The sequence below is a fragment of the Arthrobacter sp. YC-RL1 genome, assembly GCF_001454985.1.
In the GTDB taxonomy this organism is placed as follows: Bacteria; Actinomycetota; Actinomycetes; order Actinomycetales; family Micrococcaceae; genus Glutamicibacter; species Glutamicibacter soli.
Map to the genome: position 1 here is coordinate 821561 of NZ_CP013297.1, position 14499 is coordinate 836059.

At 66.9% G+C, this 14499-nt stretch carries 16 protein-coding genes; 8 read left to right on the top strand and 8 right to left on the bottom strand.

What is annotated here, in order from left to right:
- The first annotated feature begins 235 nt into the window (after positions 1–235).
- The 3 genes from ATC04_RS03815 to ATC04_RS03825 are packed head-to-tail and all read left to right on the top strand — an operon-like array spanning position 236 to position 2816.
- Positions 236–1192, top strand: a complete 957-nt coding sequence (locus tag ATC04_RS03815; RefSeq protein WP_231735899.1) for a metal ABC transporter substrate-binding protein — start codon at positions 236–238, stop codon at positions 1190–1192.
- The gene (locus tag ATC04_RS03820; protein WP_047120059.1) at positions 1189–1944 is read left to right on the top strand and encodes a metal ABC transporter ATP-binding protein; all 756 of its coding nucleotides are present in this window, start codon (positions 1189–1191) and stop codon (positions 1942–1944) included. Before ATC04_RS03815 ends, ATC04_RS03820 begins: the two co-directional genes overlap by 4 nt.
- Complete coding sequence (locus ATC04_RS03825; protein ID WP_047120058.1) at positions 1941–2816, top strand: metal ABC transporter permease; 876 nt, start codon at positions 1941–1943, stop codon at positions 2814–2816. The genes ATC04_RS03820 and ATC04_RS03825 overlap by 4 nt, the downstream gene beginning before the upstream one ends.
- Before the next feature lie 110 nt (positions 2817–2926).
- On the opposite strand, the gene phnE is transcribed toward ATC04_RS03825, so the two are convergent.
- The 4 genes from phnE to ATC04_RS03845 are packed head-to-tail and all read right to left on the bottom strand — an operon-like array spanning position 2927 to position 6733.
- Entirely contained in the window at positions 2927–3802 is an 876-nt protein-coding gene (phnE, locus tag ATC04_RS03830) for a phosphonate ABC transporter, permease protein PhnE (RefSeq protein ID WP_082123979.1), read from the bottom strand.
- A complete protein-coding gene (locus ATC04_RS03835) occupies positions 3799–4560 on the bottom strand; it encodes a phosphonate ABC transporter ATP-binding protein (protein WP_047120057.1) in 762 nt (253 codons plus the stop codon). The genes phnE and ATC04_RS03835 overlap by 4 nt, the downstream gene beginning before the upstream one ends.
- A complete protein-coding gene (locus ATC04_RS03840; RefSeq protein WP_047120056.1) occupies positions 4561–5490 on the bottom strand; it encodes a phosphate/phosphite/phosphonate ABC transporter substrate-binding protein in 930 nt (309 codons plus the stop codon).
- A gap of 46 nt (positions 5491–5536) precedes the next feature.
- Complete coding sequence (locus ATC04_RS03845; RefSeq protein ID WP_047120907.1) at positions 5537–6733, bottom strand: TIGR03364 family FAD-dependent oxidoreductase; 1197 nt, start codon at positions 6731–6733, stop codon at positions 5537–5539.
- A 168-nt stretch (positions 6734–6901) separates the two neighbouring features.
- On the opposite strand from ATC04_RS03845, the gene ATC04_RS03850 reads away from it, so the two are divergent.
- Complete coding sequence (locus ATC04_RS03850) at positions 6902–7672, top strand: GntR family transcriptional regulator (protein WP_047120906.1); 771 nt, start codon at positions 6902–6904, stop codon at positions 7670–7672.
- A 21-nt stretch (positions 7673–7693) separates the two neighbouring features.
- Entirely contained in the window at positions 7694–8383 is a 690-nt protein-coding gene (locus ATC04_RS03855; protein ID WP_047120055.1) for a phosphonatase-like hydrolase, read from the top strand.
- Between the two features lie 61 nt (positions 8384–8444).
- Here the strand turns inward: ATC04_RS03855 and ATC04_RS03860 are convergent, their stop codons facing one another.
- The gene (locus ATC04_RS03860) at positions 8445–9128 is read right to left on the bottom strand and encodes a metal-dependent transcriptional regulator (RefSeq protein WP_047120905.1); all 684 of its coding nucleotides are present in this window, start codon (positions 9126–9128) and stop codon (positions 8445–8447) included.
- A gap of 188 nt (positions 9129–9316) precedes the next feature.
- Here ATC04_RS03860 and ATC04_RS03865 point away from each other — a divergent pair, with 188 nt between their 5' ends.
- Together ATC04_RS03865 and ATC04_RS03870 are read left to right on the top strand one after the other, a co-directional pair.
- Complete coding sequence (locus ATC04_RS03865; protein WP_047120054.1) at positions 9317–10213, top strand: ribokinase; 897 nt, start codon at positions 9317–9319, stop codon at positions 10211–10213.
- A 68-nt stretch (positions 10214–10281) separates the two neighbouring features.
- Entirely contained in the window at positions 10282–11127 is an 846-nt protein-coding gene (locus tag ATC04_RS03870; RefSeq protein WP_052772482.1) for an oxygenase MpaB family protein, read from the top strand.
- On the opposite strand, the gene ATC04_RS03875 is transcribed toward ATC04_RS03870, so the two are convergent.
- Complete coding sequence (locus ATC04_RS03875; protein ID WP_047120053.1) at positions 11112–11603, bottom strand: DUF6328 family protein; 492 nt, start codon at positions 11601–11603, stop codon at positions 11112–11114. The genes ATC04_RS03870 and ATC04_RS03875 overlap by 16 nt on opposite strands.
- Positions 11604–11909: 306 nt before the next feature.
- On the opposite strand from ATC04_RS03875, the gene ATC04_RS03880 reads away from it, so the two are divergent.
- A complete protein-coding gene (locus ATC04_RS03880) occupies positions 11910–12305 on the top strand; it encodes a hypothetical protein (RefSeq protein WP_047120052.1) in 396 nt (131 codons plus the stop codon).
- Positions 12306–12377: 72 nt separating this feature from the next.
- On the opposite strand, the gene panD is transcribed toward ATC04_RS03880, so the two are convergent.
- Both panD and hutH read right to left on the bottom strand, forming a co-directional pair.
- Positions 12378–12800 carry an aspartate 1-decarboxylase gene (panD, locus tag ATC04_RS03885; protein ID WP_047120051.1) on the bottom strand — a complete coding sequence of 141 codons (423 nt, stop codon included), beginning with the start codon at positions 12798–12800 and terminating at the stop codon, positions 12378–12380.
- Between the two features lie 100 nt (positions 12801–12900).
- Positions 12901–14451, bottom strand: coding sequence for a histidine ammonia-lyase (gene hutH, locus ATC04_RS03890; RefSeq protein ID WP_047120050.1), 1551 nt, complete (start codon positions 14449–14451; stop codon positions 12901–12903).
- Positions 14452–14499: the final 48 nt, after the last annotated feature.

The following is a 14499-nucleotide window of genomic DNA, read 5'->3' on the forward strand; positions in this document are numbered from 1 at the left end:
GAACGTGAACAGGCCCCGGAACGACGCCGCTTCAGCCGCGCGTTCCGGGGCCTGTTTTTCTTCTCTGGCTCCCTTGCCCGGGTGGCCTCGGTTCGCGTGGAGGGTTGCCCGTCAGCGCAGTCGAATTGAATGTTTGACCCCTCAAACATTATCCTATGAGGGGGTGGAACGTGAGCCCCCTCTTTCGCGGCAACGAGGCCGTGCGAGCGCAGGGAAAAGGATTCGAGGGTTGTTGGTGAAAACTCACTCGCGCCGGCGGCGGGGCCAGGGCCTGCTGCGGCGCCTCGGGATTGTGCCGCTGATGCTGCTGTTTCTCGCGGGCTGCTCCGGCGGCACCGCCGCCGAACCGCAGCCAGTGGAGCCCGATGACCGACCGGTGGTCTTGACGACGTTCACGGTGCTGGCAGATATCGCGCAGAACGTGGCAGGGGAGCACCTGCGGGTGGAATCGGTGACCCGGCTGGGCGCCGAGATCCACGGCTACGAACCGACACCGGACGACCTGCGCCGGGCCTCGCGCGCTGACCTGATCCTTGACAACGGGCTGAACCTCGAAGCGTGGTTCGCGCAATTCGTGGCCGACAACCCCGCCCCGCACGTCACGGTCAGTGACGGCGTCGAGGTCATCGACATCGCGGACGAGGAAGGCTCGGGGAAACCGAACCCGCACGCCTGGATGAGTCCGCTGAACGTGCAGAAATACGCCGGGCGCATTGCCGAGGCGTTCAGCGAGCTGGACCCGGAACACGCCTCTGACTACCGCGCCAACGCCGCGCAGTACCAGAGCAAGCTCCAGGCCGTGCATGACGAGCTGGCCGCCTCGCTCGCGCAGATCCCCGAATCCCACCGGACCCTGGTGACCTGCGAAGGCGCCTTCAGCTATCTGGCCCGCGATGTCGGGCTGACGGAGAAGTACCTGTGGGCGGTCAATGCGGAATCGCAGGCCACTCCGCGCAAGGTGGCCGCGGCCATCGACGCCGTGCGCGAACGGCAGGTGCCAGCGGTGTTCTGCGAATCCACGGTGTCGGACGCCGCCATGCAGCGGGTGGTGGAGTCCACCGACGCCGTCTACGGCGGGACGCTCTACGTCGACTCGCTGTCGGCCGCCGACGGGCCCGTGCCGACCTACCTCGACTTGATCACCCACGACACCCGCACCATCGCCCGCGCATTGAAGGGAGAGTTGCCATGAGCAGCCAAGCGGAGCATCCATGGGCCATCGACGTCCAGAACGCCACCGTCCACTACGGCCCGGTCCAGGCGCTCGACCACGCCACCGTGCAGCTGGGACGGGGTATGGTCTGCGGGCTGGTGGGCATGAACGGCTCCGGCAAGTCCACGCTTTTCAAGACGATCATGGGCCAGATCAAGCCGGATACCGGCAGCGTCCAGATCAATGGACAGGATCCGCAGCAGGCACGGAAGAAGGGCATGATCGGCTACGTCCCGCAGAACGAGGCGGTGGACTGGGACTTTCCCATCTCCGTGCGGGAGGTGGTGATGACCGGCCGCTACGGGCACATGGGCTTCACCCGCCGTCCGCGCAAGGCCGACCAGCGGGCGGTCGACGAAGCGCTGGATCGCGTCGAGCTGACAGCCTACGCCGGGCGGCAGATCGGCCAGCTCTCCGGCGGGCAGAAGAAACGCGCGTTCGTGGCCCGCGGCATCGCCCAGGAAGCCAGCATCATGCTGCTTGACGAGCCGTTCGCCGGCGTGGACAAGCGCAGCGAGGCGACCATCACCAAGCTGCTGCGGGACGTCGCGGACGACGGCGGAACGGTGCTGGTCTCCACCCATGACCTGCACGCGCTGCCCCAGCTGGCCGACGAAGCCATCCTGCTGATGCGCAGGGTGCTCATGCACGGGGACCCCACCCGCGTGCTGCAACCCGAAAACCTGGCCATGGCCTTCGGCCTGGACCCGATGAAACGAGGCGGACAGTGAACCTGATTGAACTGCTGGTCGAACCGCTGACCTACACCTTCATGCTCCGCGCGTTGGCCGTCACGATCATCGCCGCGGTGCTGTGCGCCATCCTGTCCTGCTGGCTGGTGCTCATCGGCTGGTCGCTGATGGGCGACGCCGTCTCCCATGCGGTGCTCCCAGGCGTCGTGCTGGCCTACATCGTCGGGGCTCCCTTCGCGCTGGGCGCCCTGGTGTTCGGCTTCCTCGCCGTCGCCCTGATCGGAGGAGTGCGCGATACCTCCAGGCTCAAGGAGGACGCCGCCATCGGCATCGTGTTCACCACGCTGTTCTCCTTCGGCCTGGTGCTGATCTCTGTGACGCCGAGCCAAGTGGATCTGAACCACATCATCTTCGGCAACCTGCTGGGCGTTTCAGCTGCGGACCTGTGGCAGGTGCTGATTATCGGTGCCATCACCTTCATGATCCTGATCCTCAAGCGCAAGGACTTCACCCTCTATGCGTTCGACCCCACCCATGCGCACGCTCTGGGCATGAACCCGAAGCTCATGGGCGCAGTGCTGCTGGGCCTGCTGGCCATGACCTCGGTGGTGGCGCTGCAGGCAGTCGGGGTGATCCTGGTGGTCGCCATGCTCATCATCCCGGGTGCCACCGCGTACCTGCTCACCGACCGCTTCGGCACCATGCTGGTGATCGCTCCCGTGCTGGCCGCGTCCGGCGGGGTGCTCGGCGTCTACGTGAGCTACTACCTGGACGCCTCCACCGGCGGCATGGTGGTGCTGGCGCAGGGTCTGATCTTTGTTGCGGTCTACCTCTTCAGCCCGCGCCAGGGCCTGGTCGCCTCGCGGCTGGCGATCCTGCGCCGGCGCAAGGCGCTGTCGACGGCCGGCTAGTTCGGCAAACGCACTGCGGGTGTCTACTCCCGCCCAGCACAACGCAGCACCGCCCCCGAACTCGTTCCAGTTCGGGGGCGGCGCTGCGTTGTTCCGGCAGGTGCCGACGGTTAGACGGCCAGCTTGCGGCGGATGAAACCGGAGGCCTGGTCGACCACGATGATCAGGATCAGCACGATGATGATGTGGGTCAGCATGGTGTCGAACTGGAAGGACTTGATGGCCTGGTTGATCAGCAGGCCGATGCCGCCGGCGCCGACGAGGCCCAGGACCAGCGAGGAGCGGACGTTGACGTCAAAGCGGTAGAGCAGCAGGCCGACGAACTGCGGGATGACCAGCGGCAGCGAGCCGTGGGTGATCTGCTGCAGGCGCGAGGCGCCCGCGGTGGCCAGCGCGTCCTGCGGGCCCTGGTCGGTTTCCTCCATGGACTCCGCCCAGAGCTTGCCCATCACGCCGGTGTTGTGGCAGATCAGCGCCAGCACGCCGGCGAACGGGCCCAGGCCCACGGCGGTCACGAAGATCAGCGCGAACACGATGTCCGGCACCGCGCGGAAGAAGGAGAGGATGGCGCGGGAGATCTGGTAGGCCACCGGGTGCGGGGAGGTGGTGCGCGAAGCCAGCACCGCCAGCAGCAGCGCGCTCGGGATGGACAGCGTGGTGCCCAGCAGGCCGATCCACAGGGTCACCAGCGTGGCGTCCAGGCCGGGCTTGATGACTTCTTCCCAGTCGAGGTTCGGCGGGAAGGCGCCGGAGACGAAGCGGGCCATGCCCTGCCAGCCGTCGACCAGCAGCGTCGGGTCGAAGTCGGTGCCGGCCACCGCGAGCAGGTGCAGCACCACGATCACGGCGGTGGCCGTGCCCCACAGCATGGCCTTGCGCCCGCGGTGCGGGTCGGCGGGAACTGGCAGCTTGGCCGGGGCCGGCGTGCGGACGGAAGCGGACTCCAAGGCGGTGTCCAGCGGGCGGGGAGGAGTCTGGATGCTCATGCCGCGTTCCTTTCGGGGGAGTAGAGGGTGTCGAGCACATTCTGGTTCAGGGAGGCGACCGGGCCGTCGAAGGTGATGCGCCCGTGCATTAGGCCGATCGCGCGGTCAGCGTGGCGCAGCGCCAAATCCGGCTGGTGCAGCACCGCGGCCACCGCCAGGTTCTCGTTGTGGGCCAGCTCGGCGAGCAGCTCCATGACGTGCTCGGCGGCGTTCGGATCCAGCGCGGAGACCGGCTCGTCGGCCAGCAGCACGCTGGCGCGCTGGCACAGGGCCCGGGCCACTGCAACGCGCTGCTGCTGTCCGCCGGAGAGGCGTCCCACGCGGTCCAGCGCACGGTCTGCCATGCCTACGCGTTCCAGGCAGCCCATGGCTTCCTCACGCAGTTCGCGGGAGAAGAACAGCGGGGAGACCGAGGCCAGCGAGTTGACGCGCGCCAGCGCTCCGGCGCAGACGTTGTCCAGCGCGGTGCGGCGCGGGACCAGATGGATCTTCTGGAAGACCATGGCGGCCTTGCTGCGGGCCAGCTGCAGCTGGCGTCCGCTGAACTCGGAGAGCTGGGCGCCCTCCAGCTCTATGCGCCCGGCATCCGGTTCGGCCAGCCCTGCCACGCATTTGAGCGTGGTTGACTTGCCCGAGCCGTTGGCGCCGAGGAAGGCAACCAGCTCGCCGCGCTTGACCTCGAAGTCCACGTCGTCCAGGACGCGGCGCCCGTTGTAGGACTTGGCCAGCGAGCTGACCTTCAGTGCTGCCTGTTCCATTTAGATGTCCTTCTCGGTCAGGCCCATTTCGGAGGCCAGGTCGAACAACGGCTTGTAGGTTTCCTTGGTGACTTCCAGCAGCGGTCCGGCCGGGTCCACGTCCAGGAACTTGCCGACCTGCTCGATGTCTTCCTTCGGCAGGTTCAGCAGGGCGTCCTTGACTGCCTTCTTCAGTTCCGGATCGGCGTCCGGGCGCACGGTGATCGGGTCGTTCGGGATCGGCTCGGAGGTCCAGACCTGGCGGAAGTCCTCCGGGTTGAAGGTGCCTTCGGCCTTGGCGGTGGCCAGCGTCTGGGTGTTGATCTGGGCCGCATCCACGGTCCCGTTGACCAGGGCCAGCAGCGCCTCGGGGTGGCCGCCGGCGTAGTTGATGTTCAGCTCGTCTTCCGGAATGCCCGCGGTCTTCAGCGCGTAGCGCGGGAGCACGTCGCCGGAGGTGGAACCGACCCCGCCCAGGGCCAGGTCCTTGCCGCGCAGGTCGTCCACGGTCTTGATGTCGGAGTCCTTCGGGACCCAGATGCCCGCGGTGTAGGTGCTCAGCTTGCCGTCGGCGGTGCCGAAGGAGACCATCGGCTCGGCGCCTGCCTGCTCGCTGGCGAACACGTAGCCGACCGGGCCGAACTGGCCCAGGTCCAGCTTGCCGTTGCGCATGGCCAGGACTTCTGCGGAGTAGTCCTCCACAACCTGGACCTCGACCTCGCAGCCGAGTTCGCGTTCCATGGCGTCGGCCAGCACTCCGTAGGCCGGTTCCAGCTTGGCCGGATCCTCGAACGGCTCGATGCCGAAGTTGATCGGGCCGTCGGCGCAGTAGGCCGGGGCGCCGGAGGCCTCGGTACTGGTGCTGCCGTTGGCCTCGGAAGCGCCGCAGGCGGTGGTGGCCAGCAGACCGACGGCGACAACTGCCAGGGGAAGTGCGCGGGAAAGCTTCATGGGGATGCTCCTGTATAAGAAAAGTCTGTTGCGAGTGGGGTGGTGCTTAGCGGGCCGCGGCAGCCAGCGGCTGTCGGGCGGTGAGACGGTCGGTGACATTGCGGTCCGCCAGGCCGAAGGACAGGGTCATGCCCACGCCTGCGGTCACCGAGACCACGGTGACGCCGGGGACGACGTCCGCGATCAGCAGCGGGCCGACTTCGCTGGAGGCGTAGACGCCCTGCCAGCGCTCTTCGATTTCCAGTGGGGTGTTCAGGATCTTCTCGATGCTCTGCAGCAGTGAGGTCGAAGTGGTCTCCTTCAGGAACGGGGGTTGGGTCAGGTCGTAGGTGTGCGAGTCGCCCAGCAGCAGCGAGCCGTCCGGCCGCTGGGTGAACATGACGTTGGCTTCCACCTCCAGCAGGTGGGGCTGGTTCTCGCGGACTTCCGCGCGCAGCTTGGCGGCGGAGGGGACCTCGGTGAACGCCTCGTAGCGCAGCATCGAGGTGGCGGTCAGCACCGCCGGGCCGAGGTCCAGCGGCTGGTCCGGGGTCGAACGTGCCATTTGCAGGGCGCAGCGGCGGACCTTGTGGTCTTCGGCCAGCTGCGGGAAGAGGTAGTCGACGTCATGGCCGACGCAGACGAACACCTGGTCCGCCTCGATGGGGCCGCGGCTGGTCTCGATGCGGGCGCGGCGGGCGGAGCCGGCGCCGAAGCCCAGTGCCGCGGTGTTCCACAGCACCGATCCGCGCTCCTGAGCATCCAGCCAGGCGGCCAGCTTCGCCACGGTGGTGCGCGGGTCGACGCGCAGGTCGTCGCGCAGCCGGGCGCCGCCGGCGATTCCCTCGGTGGTGTCTCGGCCGAGCACGCCGGCGACCTCGTCGGCGGAGAGCAGGGTGATCTGCCCGGACTCGCGCACCGCGGCCAGCTCGCTGAGCACCTGCAGCTCGGTGTAGGTCGCGGCCACCACGACGGCCCCGGCCTCGGCGGCCCAGAAGCCTGCGCGCCGGGAGTAGTCGAGCCATAGCGGACGGCCCGCCTGCGCGATGTCGTAGAGGTCGCCGGACTGCGCGGTGATGCAGGCGTGCCCGAAGTTGCGCACCGAAGCGCCGACGGAGCGGTGGTCGCGGTCGATGACGGTGACGGTGTAGCCGGCGTCCAGTGCGCGGGCTGCGTGGGCCAGGCCGATGATGCCTGCGCCGACCACCAGGACGTCGGTCTGGATCGGCTGGGAAGCGGTGGGGAGGGAAGTGTTTTCGTTCATCACGGAATTGATCATCCGTGGCCTGGCCGGGCGATTTCAAGCCAGATTGGCACTTGTTCAGACAAGTTTCCCGAGTGTTCAACTTGGTTAATTTTCGTTAACCTAAGCTTCACCCCGAAGCCGGAAAAACCACTGATTTCACGCCGGATCCACTTGTATGATCAAGTGGTGATCCAGAAAAAGAACCAACCCAAGCACCAGGTGCTGGCCGCGGATCTGCGTGAGCGGATCGCCTGCGGGCAATGGCTGGAAGGGGACCCGATTCCCAGCGAGACGGAGCTGTGCGCCCTGGCGAACGCTTCACGGGGCACCGTGCGCCACGCCCTGGCTACGCTGCGTTCCGAAGGTTTGATCGCAGGCGGCCAGGGCAAGCCCCCGGTCGTTGCCCATGCGGTGCGCTCGCAGTCCTTCAGCACCTTCATGTCCTTCACCGAATGGGCGCATTCGGTGGGACGCGTTCCCGGCCAGCGCACGCTGGAACTGGCGCGCCGCCCCGCCGGGGACGAAGCGGCCGGGCAGCTGGGGCTCGCCCCGGGCACGATGATCGTCCAGGTGCTGCGCCTGCGCCTGCTGGACGGCACCCCGGCAATGATCGAACGCACCAGCTTCGCCCCCGACGCCGGACGGCTGCTTTTCGACTTCGACACGGATTCCGGGTCGATCTTCAACTACCTGCGCGGGCAGGGTGTGGACCTGAGCCGCGGCAAGCACATCATCGATGCGGTGGCCGCCGACGGCGAGGACAGCAGGCTGTTGGAAGTGCCTGCCGGTACGCCGCTGCTGCGCGAACGGCGCATCACCTCATCCGGGTCAGGCGAGGTCAAGGAATATTCCGATGACCGCTACCTGCCCCACCTTGCAAATTTCACCATAGAAAACACCAGCGAGGAACGCGCGGCATTCACCCGCGCGCCAAGCATGGCTTTCCAGAGCTTCTAACCCAACCCAAGGAGAAACACCGTGATTGAACTGATCGTTTGCGACATGGCCGGAACCACCATCGATGAGCACGCCGATGTCTACCGTGCGCTGGAGAACAGCGTGCGCGAAACCGGGGCGGAGGTCACTGCGCAGAACCTGCAGACCTGGATGGGCGCCGAGAAGCGCGAAGCCATCACCGCGTTGATCACCCTGGGCGGCGGCGTGCCCGAGAAGCAGCTGGTCGACGCCACCTTCGAGCGTTTCCGCGAGCTGCTGTTCTCCTACTACGAGCAGAATCCGCCGGTCGCGCTGCCGGGTGTTGTCGAAGCCTTCCGGAAGCTCTCCGCCCAGGGCGTCAAGATCGCCTTGACTACCGGGTTCTCCCGCGACGTCGCATCGGTGATCCTGCCGCAGCTGGGCTGGGCCGCAGGCGAGGGCGAACTGCTGGACGCAGTGGTCACCGCGGACGAAGTGGCCGCCGGCCGTCCGGCACCGTACATGATCCACCGCGTGATGGAACTGACTGGAATCCGCGACGTGCGCAAGGTAATCGCCGCCGGCGACACCGTCAACGACCTGCAGGCAGCCAAGAACGCCGGCGTCATCGCCGTGGGCGTGCTGACCGGCGAGCTGGGGCGCGAGGACCTCGAGGTCCACGAGCACGATGTGATCCTGGACGGCGTGGCCCAGCTTCCGCAGTTCATCGCCCAGCTGGAGGTCAAGGCCTAGACTTCGCCAGCCGGAGCGCGGCGGCCGGGGAACCATCTGCGGTTCCCCGGCCGCCGCTCCGCTAAGCTCGACCGATCACCGAGACCCAGACGGCGCTGGTGGCCCGCTGGCCCAGGCGCAGCGGGGCCCCGGTCTTGGGGGAGGCCACCTCGACGGTGTCGGAGAAGGCGTCTCCCGGCTGGATGGACAGCCGTGCGCCAACGGTGATCCCGTGGTCGGAGAAGTACTGCAGCAGCTGGGAATCGTCATCCGAGATCCGCTCGACCTGCACCTGCGAACCATCGGTGATTTCCGTGAGCGAGACCGCCTTCGGGATGCTGATCTGCCCTTCCGCGGTGGGGATGGGATCCCCGTGGGGGTCGCGGGATGGATGGCCGAGCAGCTCGTCGATCCGCGCGATCATGAAGTCGGAGACCGCGTGCTCCAGCTGTTCTGCCTCGTCGTGGACCTGGTCCCAGCGGTAGCCGAGCATCTGCACCAGGAAGGTCTCGATCAGGCGGTGCCTGCGCACCATGGTCACCGCGTAGTCGCGCCCCAGATCGGTGAGGTTCACCGCGCCGTAGGGGGCGTGGTCCAGCAGCCCCTGCTGGCGCAGCTTGGACAGGGCCCCGGAGACCGTCGAGAGCTTCATGCCCGCCTTGCCGGCGATGACGCTGGCGGTCACCGGCTCCTGGGACCACTCGGCCAGGCCGTAGATGATTTTGAGATAGTTCTGCGCGCTGTCCGAAAGCTGATTTACCGACACGCTTCCCATGATAGTCAACGCTCGGCCGTCACGGCCAAGATCCTAGGGCAGCCATTCGCGCGGTCCGGTTCGACACCGCCGCGGACCGGTCATAGGCTTGAGTGTCACATGCTGCATCCTGGCGGCGAATTTTTCTGGTGGCGGGGCCCACGACGGCCCCCGGGAACGGCTGAAAGAGCAAGGCAACCATGCAACATCCACAGGTCACGATCGTCGGTTCAAGCAATGTGGACATCACCGCGCTGATGGCTCGACTGCCCGGGCCGGGGGAAACGGTACTGGCGGATTCCTACCAGCTCACCCCCGGCGGCAAGGGAGCCAACCAGGCGCTCGCCGCCCGGCTGGCCGGCGCGACCACGGAATTCATCGGTGCCGTCGGCCGTGATGCCCATGCCGAGGTGGCGCTGAGCCAACTGGCAGAGGCCGGTGTGCTGCTGGACCGCGTGGCCCGCACGACCCACCCGACCGGGGTGGCCATCATCCAGGTCGACGCTGCCGCGGAGAACTCCATCGCCGTGGTGCCAGGGGCCAATGCCCAGGTCACCGGCGATGCCGTATCCTCCCTCGGCGAGCTGCGCGGAATCCTCGTGCTCCAGGGTGAAATCCCTGCCAGCGGCATCACCGCGGCCATGGATGCCGCCAGCGACCGCGTGGTGCTGAACCTTGCACCGGTCATCGAGCTGCCGCGCGAGTACCTGCTGGCCGCGGACCCGCTGGTAGTCAACGAGCACGAGGCGGCGCTGGTGCTGGCACTGCTTGACGGCACCAGCGAAGTAAGCACCGAGAGCGAACCGGTGATTGCCCGGAAACTGATCGACCACGGGGTCTCCTCCGTGGTGGTGACCCTCGGCGCCCAGGGGTGCCTGGTTGCGCAGGGACAAGGGATTGAGCAGCTTGCCGCAGTCAAGGCGGATGCGGTCGACACCACCGGAGCCGGAGATGCCTTCACCGGTGCGCTCGCCGCCAGGATTTCCCAAGGCGACGACCTGGTGAAAGCGGCCGAATTCGCTGGCAAGTTCGCCGCGCTGACGGTGCAAGCCCATGGCGCGCAGTCCTCATACCCGCGCAGCCTGGAGAACCTCTAGGCTTGGCACCGACGTGAAGCGGAGGGTGTTATCAGGACGCTGACAGGTGAGCCCCGTAGGCTCGAAGGGTGAATCCCCAACCCGAGCCGCAGCCGCTTCCTCGCGACCAGCTGGCCAAGGCCGCCCCCGAATCCGCGCTGCTGCTGGGCGCCGGCCGGGCGATCCTGCTGCAGCTGGCGCATCCGCAGATCGGCCGGGCCATCGCGGAGCATTCGGACTTCGCCTCCAACCCGCTCTCCCGGCTGCTGCACACCCTGGGCTACATCTACGCGCTGAGCAACGGTACCGCCGAGCAGCAGCGCACCATCATCGACTATGTGGATGAGGCGCACCGTCCCGTGCACGGGACGCGGGACAAAACCACCGGCGCGCCCGCCTACTCGGCGCTGGATCCGCGGCTGCAGCTGTGGGTTGCCGCCACGCTGTTCGACTCGGCTCGGGTGATCGGCGCGCAGGTCCTTCCCGAGTGGGATAAGAACGCGAGCGCGGAGTTGTACCTGCAGTACGCCCGGCTGGGTGATGCGCTGCAGATGCCCACCGACTTCTGGCCGCGCAGCGAAGCCCGGTTCAACGACTATTTCGCCGGGATCACGGCGGACCTCCAGGTGACGGAGCAGATCCGCACGCTGGCCGATGAGCTGTTTGCCGGTTCCCGCGCACCGTGGTGGATCAGGGTGGCGCTGCCGCTGATGCGCGACGTGACCATCGCGCAGCTGCCGCCCCCGGTGCGCGAGCAGTTCGGATACGAGCTGACCCGCAAGGTCGAGCTGCGCAACCGGATGATGGTGCGAGCCGCCTGGGCGGCCTCCCGCGTCCTCCCCAAGGCCATTCGGCACCTGCCCATGAAGCTCATGCTGCGCCATGTGGACCGCATGGCGGCCAGCATGAAGACTCGGTCTCAGCCCTCGTCGTAGGATTCCGGCATGCTGCCGCGGGGAGTGAGCAGCCGTGGCAGCAGTACCAGCAGGAACAATGTTGCGAGCATCAGGCCGCCCCCGACATACACCGAGACCGGCCATCCGACCAGCACCTGGATAACGAACCAGACGCTGCCCGCCACGAGCAGTCCGGCACTGATACCCACGACCTTGACCACGCGGTGGCCCAGCAGCACGGTCGTCGCTTTCAGGCGCTGGCCGAAGAGGTAGCGGTGGACCAGCACCGGCACCAGCATCAGCACGATCAGCAAGGCTGAGAACACGAGCAGTATGACGTAGAGGATTTCCTCCACATCGGTGAGCATGGTGAATCGCGCCTGGAACGGCAGGATCACCAGGAACGCGGCCAGAATCTGAACCCCGGTCTGCATGACGCGGGTTTCTTGGAGGATTTCGTTCCATTGGCGATGCGGAGCCTCGGGGGAGTCATCCGGATGGACGTTATTGGACATTGCTTCTCCTTCTCTCGCACCCGAGCATTTTGAGATCGGCCACCTAGCGTTTGATTCTACTCAGCGACTGTTTGCCGCGGCGGGATCCGCACCGCAGGCTTCGGAATTACGATCGTTGCCGGCGGCAGGAAGTTCTAAAGAATAGAACATATGTACTAATAAATAGAGTAGAGTCTAGATATGTTCGAATTGCTTCGCGGAGTGCTGGGGAAGGGATTCGGCGCGGACGGGCTGGCGGAAAGCCCGGCAGGCTGCGGAATCCACCGGGCCTGGATCTGAGCAGAGCGGAAGGGAGCGGGGAGCCTCATGAGCGCAGCAGGCAATGAGATCGGATTCAACGATGTGGGCGGCGGCCCGCCCGGAGATTCCTCGTGGGTGTGGGCCATGCCGGCCACCGGCATGAGGTGGTGCGAGTGCGGCGAGGGGCACGAGCTGAACCGGGAAATCATCTGGAGCATCTCGCGCCAGCTAGGCCTGGAGCGCCGCCGCGAGCTGAGCTACGCGGAGCTCTTCGAGCTGGTCATGGAAGTCTGGCGCTACGACGAGGTGTGCAGCTTCTTCAGGATGGCCGTCGATGACGCCATCGACCGCGTGTACGGCCGGCATGCCAGGCGGTATCCGATGGTCAGCGCCCTGGACATCATCGGCTACTTCTCCAAGCGCTGGCAGGGTTGCCCCGAATTCGACTGCGACGGTTCGTAGGCTCCCGGAACGCGCAGCAGGCCGCCGGCTGATGCCGGCGGCCTGCTTGGTGCCTGAAGCGATCCCCGGGAGTCAGCGCCCGGTGACCAGCGCGAACGGCGGAGTCTGGACGTCATCGCCCACGGCCACCGCCGGGTCGTCGCCCAGGTGGATGATCTTGTTGTCCGCGTCGACGTGCACCACGCTAGGTACGTAGCTGCGGGCTTCTGCGTCTTCCATCTGCGCGTAGCTGATCAAGATGACCAGATCGCCCGGGTGGACCAGATGCGCCGCCGCGCCGTTGATGCCGATGACGCCACTGCCCGGCTCGCCGGCAATGGTGTAGGTTTCCAGCCGAGCGCCGTTAGTGATGTCCACGATGCTGACCAGTTCGCCCGGGAGGATGTCCGAGGCCGCAAGCAGCTCGGAATCAACCGTGACCGACCCGACATAGTGCAGGTCCGCCTGGGTGACCGTGGCCCGGTGGATCTTGGATTTGAACATGGTCCGTTGCATACGATGTTTCTTTCGTGGTTTGGATGCCGTTTCCCGACAATCAAGTTTACGCTCAATCCGGGCCGTTCGGGCGGAAATGTCGGGAAACCAACAGCTTCGGCTATCCCCGGGAAAGATAAGGCTGCAGCGCCTCGTGCACGGCACCGGATTCCAGCAGCTCGCACGCGGCCTCCAATTCAGCCGACAGGAAGCGGTCTTCGCCGGGGCCGGCGACCTTGGTGCGCAGCAGTTCCAAGACGGCACCGGTGGCCGGGCCAGGCTGCAGCGGCGCGCGCAGATCCAGCGCGCGGCCGGCGATGAGCATCTCCACGGCCAGGATGCGGCGCAGGTTCGCGACCGCGGTGCGCAGCTTGCGTGCCGCGTGCCACCCCAGGGACACGTGGTCTTCCTGCATGGCCGAGGAAGGAATCGAGTCTACGCTGGCCGGCACGGCCAGCCGCTTGTTCTCGGCAACCAACCCGGCCTGCGTGTACTGGGCGATCATCATGCCCGAATCCACTCCCGGGTCATCGGCCAGGAACGCCGGCAGCTCCCGCGAGCGGGCTGGATCCAGCATGCGGTCGGTGCGGCGCTCGGCAATCGAGCCCAAGTCAGCGACTGCAATGGCCAGGAAGTCCAGCACGTAGGCCACCGGGGCGCCGTGGAAGTTGCCGTTGGAGGTCACCTCGCCGCTGGGCAGCACCACCGGGTTGTCGATGGCCGCGGCCAGTTCTCGGGTTGCGACCATGCGGGCATGCGCGATCGTGTCGCGCACCGCGCCGTTGACCTGAGGGGAGCAGCGCAGCGAGTAGGCATCCTGCACCCGCCCGTCGCCTTCCTTGTGCGAGGCGACCACGGGGGAGTCGGAGAGGAAAGCGAACATGTTTGCAGAGCTGCGCGCCTGTCCCGGATGCGGGCGCAGCGGCTCGTGCAGCTCGGGGCGGAAGACCTGGTCGGTGCCCATCTGGGCCTCGACGCTCATGGCTGCGGTGGCATCGGCGATGTCCGCCAGTTCGTCCAGGTCCGCCAGCGCCATGAGCAGCTGACCGAGCATGCCATCGGTGCCGTTGACCAGCGCCAGGCCTTCCTTCTCAGCCAGCTGGACCGGGGTGATGCCGGCTTCGGCGAGCAACTCGGGGACCGGGCGCAGGTTGCCCTGGGCATCGGTGGCCTCGCCCTCGCCCATGAGCACCAGGGCGCAGTGGGACAGCGGAGCGAGGTCGCCCGAGCAGCCCAGCGAGCCGTATTCGCGCACGAGAGGGGTGATGCCGGCGTTGAGCAGGTCGATCATGGTCTGCAGCACGACCGGGCGCACGCCGGTGCGTCCCGAAGCCAGAGTCTTGGCGCGCAGGAACATCAGTGCGCGCACGACCTCGCGCTCCACCGGAGCGCCCATTCCGGCGGCGTGCGAGCGGATCAGCGAACGCTGCAGCTTGGCGCGGTCCTCGGGCGCGATATGGCGAGTGGCCAGGGCGCCGAAGCCGGTGGAAATTCCGTAGACGGGGGTATCCGAAGAAGCCAGGGCATCAATGTGGGCGCGGACGTTGGCCAGCTCGTCGAGGACCTCGCGGGAGATCTCGATGCGGGCGTCGTGGCGGGCCACGGCGATGACATCGGCGGCGGTGGCGCCGAAGCGCTGCAGGGTGACAGTGGTCGAAAGCTTCACGGTCATGGGAATCCAATCGGTGGGAGGAGTGTTCTTGTTTCCCATTGTTCGCCA

Excerpts from the sequence above, each read along its gene's own strand:
- ATC04_RS03820 (WP_047120059.1), top strand. The coding sequence starts at position 1,189 with ATGAGCAGCCAAGCGGAGCATCCATGGGCCATCGACGTCCAGAACGCC.
- phnE (WP_082123979.1), bottom strand. The coding sequence starts at position 3,802 with ATGAGCATCCAGACTCCTCCCCGCCCGCTGGACACCGCCTTGGAGTCC.
- ATC04_RS03835 (WP_047120057.1), bottom strand. The coding sequence starts at position 4,560 with ATGGAACAGGCAGCACTGAAGGTCAGCTCGCTGGCCAAGTCCTACAAC.
- ATC04_RS03840 (WP_047120056.1), bottom strand. The coding sequence starts at position 5,490 with ATGAAGCTTTCCCGCGCACTTCCCCTGGCAGTTGTCGCCGTCGGTCTG.
- ATC04_RS03845 (WP_047120907.1), bottom strand. The coding sequence starts at position 6,733 with ATGAACGAAAACACTTCCCTCCCCACCGCTTCCCAGCCGATCCAGACC.
- ATC04_RS03865 (WP_047120054.1), top strand. The coding sequence starts at position 9,317 with ATGCAACATCCACAGGTCACGATCGTCGGTTCAAGCAATGTGGACATC.
- ATC04_RS03875 (WP_047120053.1), bottom strand. The coding sequence starts at position 11,603 with ATGTCCAATAACGTCCATCCGGATGACTCCCCCGAGGCTCCGCATCGC.
- ATC04_RS03880 (WP_047120052.1), top strand. The coding sequence starts at position 11,910 with ATGAGCGCAGCAGGCAATGAGATCGGATTCAACGATGTGGGCGGCGGC.
- panD (WP_047120051.1), bottom strand. The coding sequence starts at position 12,800 with ATGCAACGGACCATGTTCAAATCCAAGATCCACCGGGCCACGGTCACC.
- hutH (WP_047120050.1), bottom strand. The coding sequence starts at position 14,451 with ATGACCGTGAAGCTTTCGACCACTGTCACCCTGCAGCGCTTCGGCGCC.